Below are 18,777 nucleotides of genomic sequence, written 5' to 3' on the forward strand. Positions count from 1 at the left end.
GGCGGCGCGACGCGACGCAAAAGGGCGGCCCTCGGGGCCGCCCTTGTTCTTTGCCGGAAGCGTCCGTGCCGTCTCAGTCGCGGGGGCGGGTGAGGATCGGCAGGTAGATGGCGAAGAAGCCGCCGAAGGCGACGATCCAGCCGAGCGCCGCCACGTGCAGCAGCGCGAACTCGGCCCAGCCGAAGCCGGCGGCGACGCGGGCGAGCGCGGCGACGGTGCAGGCGACGTAGAGGGCCGCGATCGGCCGTGTCGCGTGGAGCGGCCGGCCGGCGTGGCCGAGGCTTGCGCGCGTCATCACCGCCAGCGTGGTCAGGCCAATGGCGCCGACCGTCCAGGCGTGGAGCGCCGCGGTCGGGGCGAGGTTCGCACCGGCGATGCTCGCCGCCAGCGCGAGGCAGCCGAGGCCGACGAAGAGGCGGGCGACGTGGAGCACCACCAGCAGCGCCTCGCCGGTCGTCCGCCAGCCGGCCCAGCGGGCGAGGCGGGCGAGATCGACGACGCCGGCGATCAGCAGGGCGACAGCCGTCACCCGATGTTCCGGCAGCACCACCCAGATCGCCAGTGCGACGCCGACGACGAGGCTCGCCACCTGATCGAAGCGGACGAAGGGCATCGGCATGCGGCCGGGGCCGCGCGGCCTGAGCCAGTTGGCGGTGAAGCTCGGGACGATGCGGCCGCCGATCACCACCACCAGCATCAGGATCGCGGCGATGGCGATGCGGATCGCGAGCGGCGCGGTGCCGCGCATCGCCAGTTCGACGTGGAAGACGGCATTCGACACGGCGAGCAGGCCGACGAGGCCGACGACCTTGAGATTGCGCCAGTTGCGCCCGACGACCACCTCGCGGGCGGCGACGAAGGTCAGGCCGAGGGGGAAGAGCAGGTCGAGGATCGCTGTCGCCACCGCGCCGAGCGGCGCCGAGGCGAAGATCGCGATACGGCCGATCGCCCACAGCACGACGAGGACCAGCAGCGGCTGACCTACGACGGGCAGGCGCCCCGTCCAGTTGGGGATGGCGGTCAGCAGGAAGCCGGCGATCGCCGCACCGGCATAGCCCCACAGCATCTCGTGGGCGTGCCAGTCGATCGGCGCGAGCCGGCTCGGCAGGGTGATCATGCCTTCCCACAGCGGCAGCCACAGCGCCACCGCCAGCGCCGCCCACAGGCCGGCCGCCAGGAAGAACGGGCGAAACCCGCCGGTGAGCCAGGTGGGGCCGCGATGGGCGCGGTATCCTTCCGCGGTACGGGCCATGAGATTTCTCCGTCCAAAGTTCAACTTCGCCACCTCCTGCCACGGCTGGGCGGTCGGCCTCTTGATCCATGGCAAGGCATGGGGCTTTGATGGCGCCGAAGGTCGGGCCCGTCGCCCGAGCGAGTCCGCGCGTGCCCAGAGGGTCATGATGTCCGATGTCACTTCCACCGCCGTTCCGATCGGCGTCGTCACCGTTTCCGATCGCGCGACGCGCGGCATCTACGAGGATCTGTCGGGGCCGGCGATCGAAGCCTACCTCGAGGAAGTGCTGGCGACGCCCTTCCGCATCGAGAAGCGGCTGGTGGAAGACGAACGCCCGGCGATCGAGGCGGCGATGATCGATCTGTGCGACGTCGCCGGCTGTTCGCTGGTGGTGACGACCGGCGGCACCGGGCCGTCGCCGCGCGACGTGACGCCCGAGGCGCTCTTCGCCGTCTGCGACCGGATGATGCCGGGCTTCGGCGAGGCGATGCGGGCGAAGAGCCTGACCATCGTGCCGACGGCGATCCTGTCGCGCCAGGAGGCGGGCCTGCGCGGTTCGTCGCTGATCATCAACCTGCCGGGCAAGCCCTCGTCGATCCGCGACTGCCTCGACGCGGTGATGCCGGCGGTGCCCTACTGCATCGACCTCGCCGGCGGCTATCGGCTCGAAACCCGGCCGGAGCGCATGGTCGCCTTCCGGCCCAAGGGCAAGTGACATGAACGACGATCCTATCCTCGCCGCGCTGGTCTATCCGACCGGCGAGGGGACCATGCTCGCCGACATGGCGGAGATCGCCGCCGCCGCGGGCCTCGCAGTCGCCGGCATGATCCAGCACGACGAGCGCCGCCCCAATCGGCGGCGCTGCGACATGTCGCTGGTCGACCTCGCCACCGGACGGCGGTTCCATCTGTCGCAGGATCGCGGCGCCGATGCGCACGGCTGCCGGCTCGACCACGGCGCGCTCGAGGAGGCCGCCGGTCTGGCGCTCGCCGCGCTCGACACCGAGCGGCTGCCCGATCTTCTCGTCCTCTCCAAGTTCGGCAAGCGCGAGATCGAGGGTCACGGCTTCCGTCAGGTGGTCGAGAAGGCCGTCGAACTCGGCGTGCCGCTGCTGGTCGGCGTCACCGCCGAGAACGTCGGCGGCTTCCGCGACTTCGGCGGCGGCTACGAGGCGGTGTTCGAGGACCGCGCCGAGGCGGAGGCGCTGATCGCGTCGCTCGCCGCGCGGCGTCGTACGGCGGCCTGAGGGCCGACGTCAGACCCCGACGAGCGGTCCCATCCGTTCGAGGCCGGAGGCGTCGACCGCCGCCGCCATGTCGGCGACGCGGCGTCCGGCGATCGTCTGTTCCGGCACGATCTCGGCCAGCGGCAGGAGCACGAAGGCGCGTTCGGCGAGGAACGGGTGCGGCAGGACCAGCCCCGGCTCGTCGACCTGCCGGCCGTCGACGTCGAGCACGTCGAGGTCGAGCGTGCGCGGGCCCCATTTCTCGGTACGGACACGGCCGAGCGCGGTCTCTGTCGCGAGGCAGAGCTCGAGCAGGGCGCGGGGCGAGAGTTCGGTCTCGACGCGGATGCAGGCGTTGAGGAAGGCCGGCTGATCGGTCTTCCCCCAGGGCGGCGTCTTCCAGATCGACGAGGCGGCGAGAAGGCGACAACCGCCGGCCCCGAGCGCCGCGAGGGCGGCGCGGAAGGTTGCTGTGACGTCGCCGAGATTGCCGCCGAGGCCGATCAGCGCGTCAGGCATCGCGCTTGCGCTCGATCTCGATGGCGACGCCCTCGAGGATGGTCGGGATCGGCGCCGCCGGCTTCTCGACCCGCACGGTGACGGTGTGGATCTGGTGCCAGGTCTCGAGGATCTTGCCGGCGATCACCTCCGCCAGCGCCTCGATCAGCGAGAAGCGCCGTTCGGTGGCGGTGTCGACGACGATCTTGGCGAGGCGGTCGTAGGAGACCGTCTTCTTCCAGTCGTCGGTGGTCGAGGCCGGGCGCAGGTCGAGCCCGCAGTCGAGCGAGACGTAGAAGCGCTGGCCGAGCCGTTCCTCCTCGGCGTGGAGGCCGTGATAGGCGTAGACGGCGATGCGGGTCAGGACGATGCGATCGCTCATGGGCGGCTCCGGATGACGGCGTCGGCGACGCGGGCGGCGTCGACATGGGGTTTCACGTCGTGGACGCGCAGGATCGCCGCGCCGAGCCACGCGCCCACGACATTGGTGGCGATCGTGCCGTGGAGCCGTTCGGGCGGGGGCACGTCGAGGATGCGGCCGACGATGCGCTTGCGCGAGGTGCCGAGCAGGATCGGCCGGCCGAGTACCTTCAGCTCGTCGAGCCGGGCGAGCGCGGCGAGGTCCTGTTCGGCCGACTTGCCGAAGCCGATGCCGGGATCGATCACCACGTCCTCTTCGGCGATGCCGGCGGCGAGCGCGATGTCGATCGAGCGGCGGAAGAAGTCGAGCTGATCGGCGACGACGTCGACGCGGCTTTCCGAGATGTCGCGATCGTGCATGACGATCACCGGGGCGCGGTGGTCGGCGGCGACGCGGGCGATGTCGGGGTCGTACTGCAGGCCGCGCACGTCGTTGAGGATCGTCGCGCCGGCGCGGAAGGCGGCCTCGGCCGTCTTCGCCTTGAACGTGTCGATCGAGATCGGCACCGGGCAGTCGGGGGCGAGGCTCTGGAGAACGGGGACGACGCGGGCGATCTCGTCCTCGGCCGCGACGGGCACGTGGCCGGGACGGGTCGATTCTCCGCCGAGATCGAGGATGTCGGCGCCTTCCGCGATCATCGCGCGGGCATGGGCGAGGGCGGCGTCGCGCTCGTGCCACAGCCCGCCGTCGGAGAAACTGTCGGGCGTGGCGTTGAGTATGCCCATCACCAGCGTGCGCCGGCCGAGGGCGGGCAGGAGTTCGGCGAGGCGACCCATGGCGGTTCCCGGACTGTCGAAGGCTCCACCTCTAGCGCCACCGGCGGCGCGAGGCGAGGCGAAATCGGCCGACGCGGTCGATCAGGGGATGAAATGCCGGCCGTCTTTTTCGTTCGGCTTCATCCTGAGGTGCTCGCGAAGCGAGCCTCGAAGGGCGAAGCCGTCGACAGGCCTTGCCTCTCGGCCCTTCGCGCTTCGAGGCCCGACTTCGTCGGGCACCTCAGCATGAAGGGCCTCCGCAAGGGGCCTGCTTCCCCTTGCGTGCGATCAATCCACCCGGGTGATCGTCGCGCCGACGGCCTCCGCCAGCGCCCGCGGGGCGACGGAGAAGACCGCGAAGGGCGTTCCGGCGGCGGCCCAGACGGTGTCGAAGACGAGGAGGTCTTCGTCCATCACGGTGTCGAGGGGCGTCGCGTGGCCGAAGGGCGGGATGCCGCCGATCGCATAGCCGGTGACCTCGCGGACGTCGCGGGCGTCCATGCGGACGACGCGTTCGCCGATCCGCGTCTCGGCCGCCTTCTCGTTCACCCGGTTGGCGCCGGAGACGAGGAAGAGCCACGGCTTGCCCGAGGTCTTGCCGCGAAAGACCAGCGATTTGACGATCTGGGCGACGGCGCAGCCGCAGGCGGTGGCGGCCTCCTCGGCGGTGCGGGTCGAATCCGGCATCTCGCGTACGGTGATCGCCAGCCCCAGCGTGCGGGCGGCGGCGGCGACGCGGGCGGCGCTGTCGGGAAGGGCGGTCTCGGTCATCTCGGCGTCTCTCAGGGCAGGAGTTTCGCGCGCGAGATCTCGACGATGCCGGAGCCGGCGTCGGCGAAGCCGCGCTCGATGCGGGTGGTGCGCCAGGCGCCGGGGGCGCCGTCGATCTCGAACAGGTTCCAGCCGGCGCCGCGTCGCCCGGGACCCGGCGTGCGCGAGGCCGAGGGCACGCCGACCAGCGGCACCGCCCGTTCGGGCCCCGCGAGCCATTCCAGCGTGCCGCGATGGGTGTGGCCGTGCAGGATCAGCTCGGCGCCGTGGCGCTGGATCACCTCGCGCATGCGCTCGGTGCCGATCAGGCGGCCGGCCCAGTGGACGGGCTTCTTCGCCGGCGGGTGATGGATCAGCACCACCCGATAGAGCCCCTCGTGGGCGGTGTGATCGAGCAGTTCGGCGAGCCGCAGCGCCTGACCGGCGTCGAAACGGCCGGTCGCCATGAAGGGCGGCGTCGCCTCGGCCGACGACACGCCGATCACCGCGACGGGGCCGCGGCGGCGCAGGAAGGGCCAGCGGTGATGGTCGCCGGCGTCGTGGTCGCCCTTCATGAAGGCGCTCCACGACTCCGAGGTGCGCTTCAGGGCACCCGGGACATAGGCGTCGTGGTTGCCGGGCACGGCGGAGACGTCGCGGCCGGCCCCCAGCGAGGCGAGCCAGCGGCGGGCCGGTTCGAGCTCGGCGTCCAGCGCGATGTTGACGATGTCGCCGGTGACGGCGACGTGGTCGGGCGCATGGCCGCGCAGGTCGGCGACGAGGGCGTCGAGAACCGCCGGGCGCATGCCGCCGCGGCCGCGGTTCAGCCGCCAGTTGATCCAGCCGAGCACGCGCTTGCCGATCAGCTCGCGCGGGCGAACGTCGGGCATCGGGCCGAGGTGAGGGTCGGAGACGTGAGCGAGCCGAAACATCAGACCGAACTACCGCTCCCGCCGCGCAGCGTCCAGCCGGCCATGCGTCGGAACTGCTCCGAGGCAGGCACAAAAAAAGGGCAATGCGCGGCGCGCATCGCCCTTTCGAGATCGAGATCGGCGGCCCGTATCAGGCGCGGCCGAAGGTCAGCAGGATCGCCGACACGCGCGGGTCGGTCAGGTCCAGGGCCGGCTTCCACTGATAGGCGGCCTCGGGAGCCTTGCGGGCCTTGCGGCGGAACAGCGAGAACATCTTGGTACGTCCATTCTTTCGGGCGAGCGGGCCGACCAGGTTTCGGGCATGGTCGACGTTGACTTCGGTCCGTTGCGGATCGAAGCAGCAGCACCTCGGGCAAATCGAATGCACGAGATATATGCAATTGCCGAAAAATGAGACAGAGGCCCGCCCGTCGATCACCCATGCATGCCGTGCATGACGGCGGAAAATGGCCGTGTTTTCACGATACGCAGTCCCCACGAAGGGAAAACAGGGTGAAGAATGCGTGACTGGCCCATGATCGGCGCCGCGGCGAAGCGGTTGGCCATCCTCAAGGCGCGGTTTTCGGCGCGCACGACGCTGGGCGTTCGCGCGCTCGTCACCGATCCGTCGGGTCGCGTCCTGCTCGTCCGGCACGGCTACGTGCCGGGTTGGTATTTCCCCGGGGGTGGCGTCGAGGCGCACGAATCGGCGGCGGAGGCCGCGGTGCGCGAGGTCTTCGAGGAGACCGCGATCCGCATCGCCGGCCGGCCGCGTCTGATCTCGCTGCATGTCAACCCCCGCGTGTCGGGGCGGGATCACGTCGCCTTCTTCCATTGCGACACCGAGGAAGTGCAGGCCTTCGCCCGCCCCGGCGAGATCGCCGAGGTCGGCTTCTTCGCACCCGGCCTGTTGCCGGAGGGCGTCACGGGCGCGACGGCGCGGCGGATCGCCGAATTCGTCGAGGGTCGGCCGCCGGCGCGCGACTGGTGATGCCCGGTTTTACCGCTTGCCTCTTGCATGGGCGCGCGCGGTCGTGTAACCGCCTTCGAACCCCGCGACCCGGGTGACGAGAGAGTATCGATGCAGCCGACGGCCGTTTTCCTGCGACGACGAACCGAACGACGTGGCTCCGCCCACGCCGTCGTCGCGCCGTGCCGCGCCTCGTTGCCCGCGTCCCCTTAAGGACGCGCGGCCGGAAGGGCGCCGGAGCTGGCGCGACGGATCGACACGACGACCCGGAAACGCCCCCGATGCCCTACTCCAATCCTGAAATTCGGCCCCAGACGGCCGCCGACATGCCCGCGATCGAAGCCCTGCACGACCATGCCTTCGGGCCGGGTCGTTTCGTGCGCACCGCCTCGCGTCTGCGCGAGGGCGTGGCGGCCGATCCCGATCTGTCGCTGGTGGCGATGGTCGGCGGCCGGCTCGCCGGTTCGGTCACCATGACGCCGATCACCATCGGCACCGACGCGGCCTTCCTGCTCGGGCCGCTGGCGGTCGATCCCGACTTCGAGAACCGCGGCATCGGCGGCCGGCTCGTCCGGGCGACGCTGGAGCGGGCGCGCGCCGCCGGTCATCGGCTGGTGCTGCTGGTCGGCGATCCGCCCTATTACGGCCGTTTCGGCTTCCACCACGTGGGTCCCGACAAGGTGCGCCTGCCCGGGCCGGTCGATCCGCGCCGGGTGCTGGTCGCCGGTCTCGTCGAGGGTGCGCTCGAGGCTGTGTCGGGCGACGTCAGTCGCGCGGGCTTCTGACGCCGCGACCGCCCTCGCGCCACCAGGCGGCGGCGAAGAGGGCGAAGAGCAGGGCGGCGGCGGCCAATCCGGAAGCGAGCCGCGTCGTCTCCGCGCCCGTCGTGACCACGGCCCGCGAGGCGAGGAGATCGAGCGTGTCGCGGCCTGCCGCGCCACTGATGCTCTCGCGCAGCGCGACACCGGGGACGACCGGTTCGCTCGCTCCGACCGGTAACAGACGACGCACGCTGCCGCCGGTCGCCGCGGCGATCGGCGCGAGCTTCGCCTCGGTCGAGCGCATGGCGGTGAATTCCAGCGGATCGGCGGGGCCGACGTGGACGAGGGCAGTGAGCGTGCCGTCGGAGGCGCGCCACAGGCCGGGCACGTCGGCGGGAAGGCTTCCGCGCCACAGGCCGGGGGCCTCGGACGCCAGTGTGGCGACGTGTTCCTTGCCGGTCGGATCGACGAGGCGGACCGGGGCGACGGCATCGCCCAGCGTCCGGCGTTCGACGGCGATGGTGCGGCCGTCGGAGGTGGCGCGCAGCGTCTCCTCCTCGAGGTCGGGTTCCTGCATCAGCCAATGCGCCAGCCGGCGCAGCAGCGCGCCGTGCGGGCCGCCGCCCTCGAAGCCGCGCGCCCAGAGCCAGACCTGATCCGACGCGATGAGACCGACGCGACCCTTGCCGCGCCGGGCGATCGACAGAAGCGGTAGATCCTCCGGCCCGGTGAGCAGGGTCTGAGCATCGTCGGTGGGGCGCACCGCCGAGGCGCGCAGCCAGCGGCCCCAGGAGGGGTTGTCGCCACCCTGCGGCAGGTCGCGCGTCACCGGATGGCGGGCGCCGACGGTCGAGAGGTGCGGACGGAAGGCCTCCTCGACGGTGCGATCGAGCGGCGTCGCCGGCAGGATCTCGGCGAGCGGCGTGTCCATCAAGCCGTCGGGGTCGGCGAGGTCGGAGCCCGAGGCGACCAGCACGGCGCCGCCGTTCTTCACCCGCTCGACGATGTTGCGAAAATAGGCCCAGGTCAGGAGGCCGCGGCGGCGGTAGCGGTCGAAGACGACGAGATCGAATTCGCCGAGCTTCTCCTGGAACAGCTCACGGGTCGGGAAGGCGATCAGCGCCAGTTCGTTGACCGGCACGAAGTCCTGCTTCTCGGGCTGGCGCAGGATGGTGAAGTGGACGAGGTCGACCGAGGCGTCGGACTTCATCAGGTTGCGCCAGGCGCGTTCGCCGGGGTGCGGCTCGCCGGAGATCAGCAGCACCCTCAGGTTCTCGCGCACGCCGCGCAGCGACACGACGGCGCGGTCGTCGAGCGGCGTGATGTCGCCGGCGAGCGGCTCCACCGCCGCCTCGAACAGGATCTCGCCGGCATGCGGCACGTCGACGTCGAAATGGAACGGCTGGCCGGGCACGACGCGGGCGCGGGCGATCTCGGTCCCGTCGCGGCCGAGCGTCACCGTGACCGGCGGGCGCGGGCCGGTCGTGCCTTCGTCGTCGACGCGGAACGACAGGCGCTGCGTCTTGCCGACGAGGCCGAAGCGCGGCGCGGAGAGGACGACGAGGCGGCGGTCGATCTCGTCGGCGCGGCCGGTGATCAGCGCATGGACGGGGGCGCGGAAGCCGAGCGCGGCGGGCGTCGCCGGCACGTCGTGGACCTCGCCGTCGGTGATCGCGATCACCCCGGCGACGCGTTCGGGCGGCACGTCGGCGAGCGTCCGCGACAGCGCCTCGAACAGGCGTGTGCCTTCGCCGGGGGTCTCGCGGTCGTCGAAGATCGCCTCGCGGACCTCGAGGTTGCGGACGGCCTTCAGCTTTTCGAGAAGCGCGACGCGGGCGGCCTCGGTCGTCGCCTCGCGGCCGGGCAGGCGTTGGCTGGCGGAGCGGTCGGTCAGCACCACGGCGACGCCGGGCAGCGTCTCGCGCGCCTCGCGACGGATCTCCGGGCCTGAGAGCGCCGCGATCAGCAGGGCGAGGGCGACGGCACGAAGGATCCCACCGCGCCGACGAAGCGCGAGGCCGAGGCCGGCGATCACGGCGGCCGCGAGGGCGATCGCGACGACGATCCACAGATCGACGAAGGGGGCGAAGCCGAGGCTCCAGGTCATGGGTTCCTGCCCTCGCTCATCGGCCGAGCCTCTCGAGCAGGGCGGGGACATGGACCTGATCGGCCTTGTAGTTGCCGGTCAGCACATACATCACGAGGTTCACGCCGGTGCGCAGCGCCATCTCGCGGCCGCGGCGATCGGGTGTTCCCATCGGCAGCAGGGGCGATCCGTCGTCGCCCTGCGCCCAGGCGCCGGCGAAGTCGTTGCCGGTGACGAGGATCGGCGAGACGCCGTCGCTGGTGCGGACGACGCGGCCTTCCGGGGTGCTCGCCTCGTCGCGGCTCGTCGCCTCGACCCAGACGCGGCCGTCGAAACGGCCGGGGAAGCCCTGCAACAGGTAGAAGGTGCGGCCGAGGACGTGGTCGGTGGGGACCGGCTCGAGCTCGGGCAGGTCGAGGCCGGCGAGCATGCGCCTGAGCGCCGCGCCGGCTGCGGTGGTGCGGCCGGCACCGAGCGCATCGGCCTCGTCGGCGTCGCGGGTGTCGAAGACGACGGTGCCGCCGCCGCGCATGAAGGCATCGACGCGGGCGAGCGTCGAGGGCGCGATCGAAGCGGCGTTCGGTGTCACCGGCCAATAGATCAGCGCCAAGACCGAGAGATCGTCGCGGGCGGGGTCGACGGCGACGGGTTCCGCCGGCTCGAAGGAGGTGCGGTCGGCGAGCGTGCGCGACAGGGCCTCGAGGCCGCGCCGGGTGATGTCGTCGACAGTCGGATCGCCGGTCGCGACCCAGGCGAGGCGGGGCGAGAGCGCCGCGTCGCGGGTCACCTCTGGCACGGGCGGACCTTCTGCACGCGCCGGGCCGGGCGCGAGCGCGACGAGGCCGGCGAAGGCGAGGGCGACGAGGGCCGTCGTCGTCTCTCGCCGCGGCAGCCGCAGGCCGAGCGCGGGGACGAGGACGACGAGGCCGTCGATCAGAGCGAGGGCGATCGCCGCCAGCAGCAGCCCCGGCGCCAGAGGCGTCGCCACCGCACCGCCGCGGGTGACGACGGTCGGGGACAGAGCGTCGAGCCGTGGGGCGAGGGGGGCGAGCGTCGCGCCCTTGGGCAGGGCCTGGAGCGCCGCCAACCGATCGTCGCGGCCCCAGAGGCCCGGCGGATGGCGACGGTCGGGGGCGAGCGTCGCGATCGCCGCGACGTCGACCGGACGGGCTTCGGCCCCGGGTGCGCCGAGGCGGCCGAAACCGTCCAGCAGGCGCCAGGGCGGCAGCGTCGTCGGCCGGGCGGCGTCGGTACGGGTCTCGGCGCCGGGTTCGCGGGAAAGGCCGGCGAGGGCGACGATGCGGGCGAGCATCTCGGGGAAGACGCCGGAAAGCGGCAGGTCCGACCAGGCGGTATCGGCGCCGACGTGGAACAGCACGACGCGGCCGCGACCGCGGGGGCTTGCGGTGACGAGCGGCGTGCCGTCGTCGAGGCTCGCCCAGGTGCGGGCGGCGAGATCGGGGCCGGGTTCGGCGAGGATCTGACGGGTGACGCGGACGTCCTTGGGCGCCGCGAGATCGACGAAGGGGCCGGTCTCGGCGAAGGGACCGAGGCCGCGCGGGCTCGACCACGACAGGGCGCCGCCGAGTGCGCGCTCCGAGCGGCGCAGCGCCACCGGCACCAGCGGATCGTCGGGCGCGAGGCCTGCGAGTTTCGGCCCGGCGAAGCGCAGCAGCACGCCGCCGCCTTCGACCCAGCCGAGCAGCGCGTTCGCGGTCTCGGGCGGCAGGGTGCCGACGTCGGCGAGGGTGATCACCGAGACGCCGGCTCCGATCAGCTCGCGGATCGCCGCATCGGTCTCCGCCGCGCGAGGCTTACGGACATCGGCGAAGGAGGCGAGTGCCGCCTGGAGATAGTGGGTCGGGGCGAGCAGCGGCTGGTCGCGCTCGAAGCCGGCACCGGAGACGAGGCCGACGGCGCGGCGGCGCCAGCGGTCGTCGACGAGGCGGACGCCGCCGGCCGAGCGGCGATCGAGGATCTCGACGCGGGCGACGTCGTTGGCGAGGTCGAGCGGCAGGTCGAGGCGGAGCTCGGCGCGGGGGGCGCCCGCCGTGAAGGCATAGGCCGCCTCCGCGAGGCTGCGGCCGCGGCGGTCGAAGGCGGCGAGGCGGCCCTGATCGGCGGCGCCGGTATCGGTGCGCAGGAGGCCGACGCGGAGGCCATCGGCGCCGTTCTCGAGGCGTTCGACGGCGACGGTGTCGATGCGGTCGGGCAGCGACAGGGTGACCGGGGCACCCTTGGCGATGCGGGCGAGGTCGGCGGCGAAGCGTCTGGTCGCGTCGTCGGCGGAAAGGTCCGTGCCGTGGGCGATCCAGACGACCGAGCCGGGCGGGGCGGTCTCGGCCGACTTCGCCAGCGCCTCGATCAGGCCGGCGCGGTCCTCGGCCCAGGGGCGGGGGGCGAGCACGGCGAGGTCGCGGCGGACGTCGGAGACGGCGCGCGGGGCGAAGACGTGGTCGGCGCCCGAGGCGGTGGCGGCGAGCACCACCGATCGGCCGCGCGCTTCCGCCGCGTCGAGCCGGGTCGCGACCGCGGCGATCGTCTCCTCCCAACGCGGGGCCGCCGGCCAGCCGTCGTCGAGGACGAGCCACAGCGTACCGTCGCGGCCGTCGTCCGTCGGGCCGGGGCCGAGGAAGGGGTGGGCGAGCGCCAACGCCAGGAGGCCGACGACGCCGATGCGCAGCGCCACCAGCCACCATGGGGTATGGGCCGGCGTCTCCTCGCGGTCGACGAGGTCGCGCATCAGGGCGGTCGGCGGGAAGTCGACGGTCTTCGGCCGCGGCGGCGTCAGGCGCAGTAGCCACAGCAGTGCCGGCAGGGCGAGGAGCGCCAGCAGTGCCGCCGGGGCGGCGAAGCCGAGCGACAGGAGCGCGCTCATCGCCCGTCCTCCGTCGCGTGACGGGCACGGGCGGCGAAGCCGTGGCGGGCGCCGCCGAGACTGGCGTGGAGGGCGAGCAGCGCCTCGGTCGCCGGCCGGTCGGTCGTGTGCGTCACGAGGCCCCAGCGGTGGCGTCGCGCCATGGCGGCGAGCGCCTCGCCGTGGGCGGCCCAGCGATCGGCCCAACCGCGAGCGAGCGCCTCGGCGCGGCGGCCCTCGAAGCGTTCGCCGGTCTCGGGATCGCGGAAGTCGACGCGACCGGTCCAAGGCAGGCTCGCTTCGGCCGGATCGACGATGCGCAGGGCGTGGAGGCGGGCGCCCTCGGCGGTCCAGCGGCCGAGGCGGGCCTCGATCGCGTCCGGCGCGTCGAGGAAGTCGCCGATCGCCACCACCTCGGCGCGCGGGCCGACGGGGGCGGCGGCATCGAACAGGCCGTCGGGGGCGCGGGCGAGCGCCTCGGCGAGGCGTTCGGCGGAGCGACGGTCGGCGCGCGGCGGCAGGAGACCGGGGATGCCGACCCGCTCGCCGGAGCGGCCGAGGAGGTCGGCGAGGGCGAGGGCGAGCACCAGCGCGCGCTCGAGCTTGCCGACGGGCGAGAGATGCGAGCGCCAGTCCATCGAGCCGGAGAGGTCGACGGCGACGAAGACGGTCTGCGCCGCCTCCCATTCGCGTTCGCGCACGTGGAGATCGTCGCCGCGCGCCGAACGGCGCCAGTCGATCGCCTGGGTGCTCTCGCCGGACTGCCAGGGGCGGAACTGCCAGAAGGTCTCGCCCGATCCGGCGCGGCGTCGGCCGTGCCAGCCGGCCGAGACGGTGGCGGCGACACGGCTCGCCTCGACCAGCAGGTCGGGCAGGGCGTCGGCCAGCCGCCGTCCGGCGACGAGGGGCGCATGGGTGTCGCGGTCCCCTTCGGCGCGCGTCGCCGGCCGCGCGGGCGGTCGGACGAAGGCGCGGGCGAAGGGGGGGAGGGACAAGGGATCTCTCCCGGTCAGCCGATACGGGCGGCGAGGCGGGCGACGACGTCGCGCACCGTCGCGCCCTCGGCACGCGCGGCGAAGGTCAGCGCCATGCGGTGCTGGAGGACCGGTTCGGCGAGCGCGACGACGTCGCCGACGTCGGGAGCGAGGCGGCCGGCGAGCAGCGCGCGGGCGCGCACCGTCAGCATCAGCGCCTGACCGGCGCGCGGGCCGGGGCCCCAGGCGACGGCGCCGGCGGGATCGCCGCGCTCGGCACCGCCCTCCGGCGGGCGGGCGGAGCGGACGAGGGCGAGGATCGCCTCGACCACCGTCTCGCCGACCGGCATCAGGCGGACGAGGGCCTGGAGATCGACCAACTCCTCGACCGTCAGCACCGGCTCGGCGGTGGCCTGACGGGTGCCGGTGGTCTCGACCAGGATCTTGCGCTCGGTGGCGAGATCGGGCCAGTCGACGTCGATCTGCATCAGGAAACGGTCGAGCTGGGCCTCGGGCAGAGGATAGGTGCCCTCCTGCTCCAGCGGGTTCTGGGTGGCGAGCACATGGAACGGCTGCGGCAGGTCGCGGCGCTGGCCGGCGATGGTGACGTGGGCCTCCTGCATCGCCTGGAGCAGCGCCGACTGGGTGCGCGGGCTCGCACGGTTGATCTCGTCGGCCATCAGCAGGCGGGTGAAGACCGGGCCCTCGACGAAGCGGAAGGCGCGGGTGCCGTCGGCGGCCTGATCGAGCACTTCCGAGCCGAGGATGTCCGAGGGCATCAGATCGGGCGTGAACTGGATGCGCCGGGTGTCGAGACCGAGTACGGTGCCCAGTGTCTCGACCAGTCGCGTCTTGGCGAGGCCGGGGACGCCGACGAGGAGGCCATGGCCACCCGACAGGATGGTCGCCAGCGTCCGGTCGACGACCGCTTCCTGGCCGAAGACGACGCGGCCGATGCCTTCGCGGACCCGTCCCAGACGTTCGATGGCGGCTTCGGCGCGGGCGACGATCGATTGCGGGGACGCGAGATCGGTGGTGGACGTCATGAAGGGTCTCGGCGTTGGCGTGCGGGCGGGACGGCTTTGCGGGCGCGGCGGAGTTTGACAGGATCGGCGGCGGAAGGCACCCACGAAAACCGGACCCGACGGGTCCGACCCTGCGACGGGGAGATGGCGAGACCATGGTCGAGAACAAGGGTGGCACGGTGGTCGGCGGCGGCATCGCCGGCCTCGCGGCGCGTTTCGGAACGGATGGAGCGACGCGCGGACCGGCACCGGTCGAGCGCTGGAACCCGCCGTTCTGCGGCGACATCGACATGCGCATCGCCGCCGACGGGACGTGGTTCTACGGCGGCACGCCGATCGGCCGCGAGGCGATGGTGCGGCTGTTCGCCTCGGTGCTCCGGCGCGACGAGGACGGGCGGACCTATCTCGTCACGCCGGTGGAAAAATGCGGCATCACCGTCGAGGACGTGCCCTTCCTGGCCGTCGATCTCGCCACCGAGACGCGCGACGGCGAGACCGTGCTGGCGCTGCGCACCAACGTCGGCGACGTCGTCGTGGTCGACCGCGAGCACCCGCTGCGCTTCGTCGTCGATCCGGCGAATCAGGGGTTGAAGCCCTATGTGCTGGTGCGCGGCCGGCTCGAGGCGCGGCTGACCCGAGCGGTGCTCCACGAACTCGTGGAACTCGGCGAGGAGGCCGAGGTCGAGGGCGTGGCCTGGTTCGGCGTGCGCTCGGCCGGGGTCTTCTTCCCCATGGCGCCGGCCACCGATCTCGAGAGGCTCGCATGAGCGGGGAGGACTTCACGGCGGACGGGTTCGCGGCGCGGATCGCGGCGCATCTCGTCGGCGACGCCGGTCTCCTGCCGGCGGTCGCGCCCTTCGGCGACACCACGCTCAATCCGGGGCTGGCGCCGCCGGTCAAGCTCCGCGACGCCGCCGTGCTGGTGCCGATCGTCACCCATCCGGGCGAGGCCGGCGTCATCCTGACGCAGCGCACAGAGCATCTGGCGAGCCATGCCGGGCAGATCGCCTTTCCCGGCGGCAAGATCGACCGCGACGACGCAGGTCCGATCGAGACGGCGCTGCGCGAGGCGGAGGAAGAAGTCGGCCTCGACCGCGCCGACGTCGTGCCGCTCGGCTGTTTTCCGCCCTATGCCTCGAACTCCGGCTACCGCATCGTGCCGGTGATCGGGCTGGTCCGGCCGGGTCTGCGGCTCTTCCCCAACCCCGGCGAGGTGGCGGACGTCTTCGAAGTGCCGCTCGGCTTCCTGATGAGTGGAGCCAATCATCGGGTCGGCAATCGGGTGTGGCAGGGGCGACGGCGTTATTTCTATGAAATGCCCTTCGGGGATCGCTATATCTGGGGTGTGACCGCCGGGATCATCCGTCAGATCTACGAGCGGACCTGGGGTCGCGGTGCGCCGCCGGCGCCGGGAACGCCGGTGCCGGGCGAGGCGACGCCGGACTGACGAGGGCATCCCATGATCCGCCTGCTGGCGATCCAGATCGGTCTCTTTCTCCTGCCCTTCCTCGTCTGGGGGATCGTGCACGCGCTGCGGTCGCGGGAGGGACGTGTCTTCGACGGCGCGCCGCTGTTCAAGCTGACGCTGGCGGGGCTGGCACTCACGATCGCCGCCTTCTTCGTGCTGGTCGCCTTCGAGGGCGGCGAGGCGGACGGCACCTATGTCCCCGATCGCTTCGAGAACGGCCATCTGGTGCCCGGAGGCATCCGCCGGGGGACGCCATGAGACGGGCTGCGACGGCGACGAAGATCGAGGCCGACTGGCTGCGCGATCCGCGTCTCCATCGTCTCTTCGCGGCGATCGCGCGCGACGGCGACACCGCCTGGGTGGTCGGCGGTGCGGTGCGCAATGCGCTTCTCGGCGTCCCGGTCGTCGATGTCGACGTGGCGACCGACGCGATGCCCGAGGTCGTGGTGGCACGCGCCAGGGAGGCCGGGCTGAAGCCGGTGCCGACCGGCATCGAGCACGGCACGGTGACCGTGGTCGTCGAGGGCCATCCCTTCGAGGTGACGACGCTGCGCCAGGACGTCGAGACCCACGGGCGGCACGCCACCGTCGCCTTCGGGCGCGACTGGTCGGTCGATGCCCATCGTCGCGACTTCACGATGAACGCGCTCTACGTCTCGCTCGACGGCGTCGTCCACGACTTCGTCGGCGGCATCGCCGACTGTCAGGCGCGGCGGGTGCGCTTCATCGGCGACGCCGCGCAGCGGATCGCCGAGGACTATCTGCGCATCCTGCGCTTCTTCCGCTTCCATGCCGCCTACGGCGTCGGCCCACTCGATGCCGAAGGCCTCGCGGCCGCGATCGCGGCGCGCGACGGGCTCGCCGGGCTCTCGGCGGAGCGGATCGGGCAGGAGACGACGAAACTGGTGCCGGCGATCGGCGCACCGGCGACGCTGGCGACGATGAGCGACGCCGGTCTCGCCCAGCGTGTCTTCGGCCGCGCCGTCGATCTCGGCGGCTTTGCCCGCGTCCATGCGCTCGCGGGTCTCGCCGGTGGGCCGCGGCGGACGGGCGCCGACGCGCCTCTGTTCCTCGCGGCGCTCGCCGCCTGGACCGAGAGGGACGCGGTGGCGCTTTCCGAGAGGTTGCGGCTCTCCAATGCGGCGCGCGACCGGATGGTCGCCGCGGTCGGCGGCGGGCGGGCGGTCGTGCCGGGTGCGGGGGCGACGGGCGTCGACCGGTTGCTCCATCGCCGCGGCCGGCAGGGGGCCTGCGACGCGATCGTCCTCGCCCATGCGCGGGCCCGGATCGACGCGGACGAGACGCGGGCGCGGCTCGCGGAAGCCGAGGTGCGACCGGTGCCGGTGCTGCCGATCTCGGGGCGCGACCTCTTGGCGCGGGGGGCGAAGGGCGGACCGGCGATCGGTCGCGTGCTCGCCGAGATAGCCGACATCTGGGAAGCCGAGGGTTTCCGCGCGGAGCGGGCAGAACTGCTCGAACGAGCAAATCGGCATTTGCTACGCATTTTACCGAAGCCATAAAACCCGCCTGAAGACCCCGTCGGCATGATGGCGCCATCGCAACATCTCGATGGTGCAACCGGGCCATGGTCGATCTCGCCGAGGCATCCTCTTTCGATACCCACAACGCTTCCGCAACGGAAGGTTGGGGGCGTATCGATTCGCTCGTGCAACTGCGCTGGGCGAGCGACCGACGGACGCTGGAAGCCGGACGGATCGGGCGTGCGCTGATCTGGTTCGCCACCTGGTGGGGTCTCGTCCCCGTGGTCGAGGCGACGGCGGTGCATGCGGCGTCGGTCTGGGCGGTGATCGCCCACGTCGGGCTGGTGCTGCCGTGGGCCTTGTTCGTCGCCATGCGGGTCGACGAACTGTCGCGGCGCGAGCGTTCGGACGTGGTCGCCGCCGGGGTGATGCTGCTGGCGGTCCTGGTGACGCTGTTCGTCGACCACCACGAGACCGACGGCGATCATCGGCTGTTCGATGCCGTCGCGGTGCTGCCGCTCGTCCATCTCGGTCTCTTCGTCAGGCCGCGGCCGGCGGTGGCGGTGACGACGGGTGCCGTCGGGCTCGCCGCCTATTGGGTGGCGGCGCTCGCCTGCGAGCAGGGTGCGATCACGGACGTCGGGGTGGCGGCGGTTCTGACCGGTGTCGTGATGGTCGCCTTCGTCGCCGGTCTCGCCCATCAGACCGAGCTCGATCGCTGCCATCGGGCCCGCATCCGCGCCGAACTGGCCGCCCATCGGCTGACCCATCGCGCCGACGAACTCAGGGTGCTGAGCGAGGTCGATCCCCTGACCAAGCTCGCCAACCGGCGTTCGATCGACATGCGTCTGCCGGCCTTCGCCGAACGATCGCAGGCCGAGGAAGAGACGGTGGCGGTGATGATGATCGACGTCGACTGCTTCAAGCAGTTCAACGATCTCTACGGCCACCAGGCCGGCGACCGCTGCCTCACCGCGGTGGCGCGGGTGGTGGGCGATCAGGTCCGCCGTCGCGACGATCTGATCGGCCGGTTCGGCGGCGAAGAGTTCCTCGCCGTCCTGCCGGGGGCCGATCTCGTCGTCGCGCAACGGGTCGGCGAACGCATCCGCCAGGCGGTCGAACGGCTCGCCATTCCCCATCGCGAGGGCGCGACCGGCGGGGTCGTCACGGTGTCGATCGGCTGCGCCGCCGGCATGGTCGACACGTCGCTGCCCTTCGCCGACATTCTCGGCGAAGCCGACGCCGAGCTCTATGCCGCCAAGCGCGGCGGACGCAACCGCGTCTCGCCACCGCTCGCGACCTCGCCCGACGATGTCTTCGACCGTTCGCGCGTGCTCGACGCGCGCCGGGTGGCGTGAGG

Annotated in this window: 20 protein-coding genes; 9 read left to right on the forward strand and 11 right to left on the reverse strand. The window is 72.5% G+C overall.

Annotated elements, in window-relative coordinates; genetic code table 11:
* Positions 1 to 73: 73 nt before the first annotated feature.
* Positions 74 to 1,252, reverse strand: coding sequence for an NnrS family protein (locus ACT53U_RS12660; RefSeq protein ID WP_476155584.1), 1,179 nt, complete (start codon positions 1,250 to 1,252; stop codon positions 74 to 76).
* 148 nt (positions 1,253 to 1,400) lie between these two features.
* Between ACT53U_RS12660 and mog the strand changes: the two genes are divergently transcribed.
* Together mog and ACT53U_RS12670 are read left to right on the forward strand one after the other, a co-directional pair.
* Positions 1,401 to 1,949, forward strand: coding sequence for a molybdopterin adenylyltransferase (gene mog / locus ACT53U_RS12665; RefSeq protein ID WP_476155585.1), 549 nt, complete (start codon positions 1,401 to 1,403; stop codon positions 1,947 to 1,949).
* Position 1,950: 1 nt separating this feature from the next.
* Complete coding sequence (locus tag ACT53U_RS12670; RefSeq protein ID WP_476155587.1) at positions 1,951 to 2,481, forward strand: DUF2478 domain-containing protein; 531 nt, start codon at positions 1,951 to 1,953, stop codon at positions 2,479 to 2,481.
* A gap of 9 nt (positions 2,482 to 2,490) precedes the next feature.
* On the opposite strand, the gene folK is transcribed toward ACT53U_RS12670, so the two are convergent.
* The 6 genes from folK to ACT53U_RS12700 form a co-directional block, all read right to left on the reverse strand.
* Positions 2,491 to 2,979, reverse strand: a complete 489-nt coding sequence (gene folK / locus ACT53U_RS12675) for a 2-amino-4-hydroxy-6-hydroxymethyldihydropteridine diphosphokinase (protein WP_476155589.1) — start codon at positions 2,977 to 2,979, stop codon at positions 2,491 to 2,493.
* Positions 2,972 to 3,340 carry a dihydroneopterin aldolase gene (gene folB, locus ACT53U_RS12680; protein WP_476137625.1) on the reverse strand — a complete coding sequence of 123 codons (369 nt, stop codon included), beginning with the start codon at positions 3,338 to 3,340 and terminating at the stop codon, positions 2,972 to 2,974. Before folB ends, folK begins: the two co-directional genes overlap by 8 nt.
* The gene (folP, locus tag ACT53U_RS12685; protein WP_476155591.1) at positions 3,337 to 4,155 is read right to left on the reverse strand and encodes a dihydropteroate synthase; all 819 of its coding nucleotides are present in this window, start codon (positions 4,153 to 4,155) and stop codon (positions 3,337 to 3,339) included. The genes folB and folP overlap by 4 nt, the downstream gene beginning before the upstream one ends.
* Before the next feature lie 267 nt (positions 4,156 to 4,422).
* The gene (locus tag ACT53U_RS12690; protein WP_476155593.1) at positions 4,423 to 4,905 is read right to left on the reverse strand and encodes a YbaK/EbsC family protein; all 483 of its coding nucleotides are present in this window, start codon (positions 4,903 to 4,905) and stop codon (positions 4,423 to 4,425) included.
* An 11-nt stretch (positions 4,906 to 4,916) separates the two neighbouring features.
* Positions 4,917 to 5,816, reverse strand: a complete 900-nt coding sequence (locus tag ACT53U_RS12695; RefSeq protein WP_476155594.1) for a metallophosphoesterase family protein — start codon at positions 5,814 to 5,816, stop codon at positions 4,917 to 4,919.
* A 130-nt stretch (positions 5,817 to 5,946) separates the two neighbouring features.
* Entirely contained in the window at positions 5,947 to 6,069 is a 123-nt protein-coding gene (locus tag ACT53U_RS12700) for a hypothetical protein (protein WP_476137629.1), read from the reverse strand.
* Between the two features lie 246 nt (positions 6,070 to 6,315).
* On the opposite strand from ACT53U_RS12700, the gene ACT53U_RS12705 reads away from it, so the two are divergent.
* Together ACT53U_RS12705 and ACT53U_RS12710 are read left to right on the forward strand one after the other, a co-directional pair.
* Complete coding sequence (locus ACT53U_RS12705) at positions 6,316 to 6,786, forward strand: NUDIX domain-containing protein (protein ID WP_476155596.1); 471 nt, start codon at positions 6,316 to 6,318, stop codon at positions 6,784 to 6,786.
* A gap of 260 nt (positions 6,787 to 7,046) precedes the next feature.
* A complete protein-coding gene (locus ACT53U_RS12710) occupies positions 7,047 to 7,550 on the forward strand; it encodes a GNAT family N-acetyltransferase (RefSeq protein WP_476155598.1) in 504 nt (167 codons plus the stop codon).
* On the opposite strand, the gene ACT53U_RS12715 is transcribed toward ACT53U_RS12710, so the two are convergent.
* Genes ACT53U_RS12715 through ACT53U_RS12730 form a run of 4 tightly spaced genes read right to left on the reverse strand, consistent with a single transcriptional unit; the run spans position 7,531 to position 14,489 of the window.
* Positions 7,531 to 9,633 carry a hypothetical protein gene (locus ACT53U_RS12715; RefSeq protein ID WP_476155600.1) on the reverse strand — a complete coding sequence of 701 codons (2,103 nt, stop codon included), beginning with the start codon at positions 9,631 to 9,633 and terminating at the stop codon, positions 7,531 to 7,533. The genes ACT53U_RS12710 and ACT53U_RS12715 overlap by 20 nt on opposite strands.
* 16 nt (positions 9,634 to 9,649) lie before the next feature.
* Positions 9,650 to 12,490, reverse strand: a complete 2,841-nt coding sequence (locus tag ACT53U_RS12720; protein WP_476155602.1) for a DUF4159 domain-containing protein — start codon at positions 12,488 to 12,490, stop codon at positions 9,650 to 9,652.
* Positions 12,487 to 13,464, reverse strand: a complete 978-nt coding sequence (locus tag ACT53U_RS12725) for a DUF58 domain-containing protein (protein WP_476155604.1) — start codon at positions 13,462 to 13,464, stop codon at positions 12,487 to 12,489. Before ACT53U_RS12725 ends, ACT53U_RS12720 begins: the two co-directional genes overlap by 4 nt.
* A gap of 14 nt (positions 13,465 to 13,478) precedes the next feature.
* Positions 13,479 to 14,489 (reverse strand): AAA family ATPase, encoded by a 1,011-nt coding sequence (locus tag ACT53U_RS12730; protein ID WP_476155605.1) that lies wholly within the window; start codon positions 14,487 to 14,489, stop codon positions 13,479 to 13,481.
* Positions 14,490 to 14,623: 134 nt separating this feature from the next.
* Between ACT53U_RS12730 and ACT53U_RS12735 the strand changes: the two genes are divergently transcribed.
* The 5 genes from ACT53U_RS12735 to ACT53U_RS12755 all read left to right on the forward strand — a co-directional run bounded on the left by ACT53U_RS12735 (position 14,624) and on the right by ACT53U_RS12755 (position 18,775).
* Positions 14,624 to 15,235 carry a DUF1285 domain-containing protein gene (locus ACT53U_RS12735; RefSeq protein WP_476155607.1) on the forward strand — a complete coding sequence of 204 codons (612 nt, stop codon included), beginning with the start codon at positions 14,624 to 14,626 and terminating at the stop codon, positions 15,233 to 15,235.
* A complete protein-coding gene (locus ACT53U_RS12740; protein WP_476155609.1) occupies positions 15,232 to 15,915 on the forward strand; it encodes a CoA pyrophosphatase in 684 nt (227 codons plus the stop codon). The genes ACT53U_RS12735 and ACT53U_RS12740 overlap by 4 nt, the downstream gene beginning before the upstream one ends.
* A 12-nt stretch (positions 15,916 to 15,927) precedes the next feature.
* On the forward strand, positions 15,928 to 16,194 hold the full coding sequence (locus ACT53U_RS12745) for a DUF6111 family protein (protein ID WP_476155611.1): 267 nt from the start codon (positions 15,928 to 15,930) through the stop codon (positions 16,192 to 16,194).
* A complete protein-coding gene (locus tag ACT53U_RS12750; RefSeq protein ID WP_476155613.1) occupies positions 16,191 to 17,456 on the forward strand; it encodes a CCA tRNA nucleotidyltransferase in 1,266 nt (421 codons plus the stop codon). Before ACT53U_RS12745 ends, ACT53U_RS12750 begins: the two co-directional genes overlap by 4 nt.
* 146 nt (positions 17,457 to 17,602) lie before the next feature.
* Positions 17,603 to 18,775: a GGDEF domain-containing protein gene (locus tag ACT53U_RS12755; RefSeq protein ID WP_476155614.1), complete on the forward strand. Its 1,173-nt coding sequence runs from the start codon at positions 17,603 to 17,605 to the stop codon at positions 18,773 to 18,775.
* Positions 18,776 to 18,777: the final 2 nt, after the last annotated feature.

The sequence above is a fragment of the Pinisolibacter sp. DMC19 genome, assembly GCF_056313985.1.